General features: G+C 59.7%; 1 protein-coding gene. It reads right to left on the reverse strand.

What is annotated here, in order from left to right; all coding sequences use genetic code 11:
* Positions 1-1,034: transposase family protein (locus NCT32_RS36905; protein ID WP_284508645.1), on the reverse strand; the 1,034-nt coding region annotated here is incomplete at its 3' end.
* Between the last annotated feature and the right edge of the window lie 148 nt (positions 1,035-1,182).

Here is a 1,182-nt window from a genome sequence, read left to right on the forward strand (position 1 = left end):
CGAAGACTACGTTTGGTCGCCTCGGGAATAGATGGGGATCGCAAGACGCGCTCAAGCGGCGTCAACGGAGCTTCATAGCGCTTCGTCACCTTGGCGCCGTGACGAGTCTTCGATTTCAGTTTGAATGATGGCTGGAAGAAGTTGATGTACAGCCGTGACACTTGATAGAGAGAAGCAAGCGTTTCTGTGGCTTCAAGACCTCGCAGCCTGCCGTAGCCCACAAGGCGGCGGACGATGGCGCCATTCTTTTGCTCAACCCACGCTTGATCATTCTTCTTATAGGCACGCGAGCGCGTCAGCTCGATACCCGTTGCCTTGCAGAAGTCGAAGACAGCCGCGTTCATGAAGGCGCTATCGTTATCGCAGTCCAGACCACGCAACGGAAACGGTAAGGCAGCGCTCACCTGCTCGACGTGCTCAAGAACGAACGCGCCGCTGCGAACCGGCATAGCGAGGCACTCGGTCCAACCCGTTGCGATATCCGTCATCACGAAGCTGTGTACAAAGTCGCCGTCGATCTTGGTCCCACCGCAATGCTCAACGAAATCCACCTCGAGATAACCGGGTAGCGGGTCGTTCCAGTCAGTGAAGGTCCTGACCGGCACCGCGCGGCGAATCGCATTGCCGATTCCGCCAGCCCGCCGGCGCTGGCCGCTGAAGGCTTGCTCGCGCACATCCCGCAGCAGCCGATCAATGGTCGCGGCGCTGATCTGCTTGAGCCGCTGACGCAGGTCCTTCGGCAGCGACAGATGACCATGCCGTGTCATCGAGTCGATCAGCGTCGGGATGAGCGCCTTCAGGCGTTTGCCGCAAATCCGGTCAGCAGCCTCCCATAGCGTAATCAGCGCGGCACGAACGTCATCGTCATAGCGGCGCTGCGGGCCCGGCTTCGCCTTCGGCGGCTGCGGCTCTCGGCATAGCACCCGGATTGCGTGCTTACGATGATAGCCCGTCAATTGAACGAACTCGTCCAGGATCTGGCGCTTGTCGTTCCGGTCGGAGCGGCGGTACCGCTCTCCAACTGCCTCAGTCAACTCCCGTCTCGTTGTCATGCTGAGCCGCCTCGTCATAAGTCGCCCCCGCCAGCCGTCTGACAGGTAGCAAAATACTTGAGGCAACGAGCCTAGCTCGGTAACAAAAAACCTGAGTCAATGCGCCGGCCAAGCTAATTGTCGCCGCCCA

Origin of the sequence: Caballeronia sp. INML2, from assembly GCF_023631365.1 — a bacterium.
Lineage (GTDB): Bacteria > Pseudomonadota > Gammaproteobacteria > Burkholderiales > Burkholderiaceae > Caballeronia > Caballeronia turbans.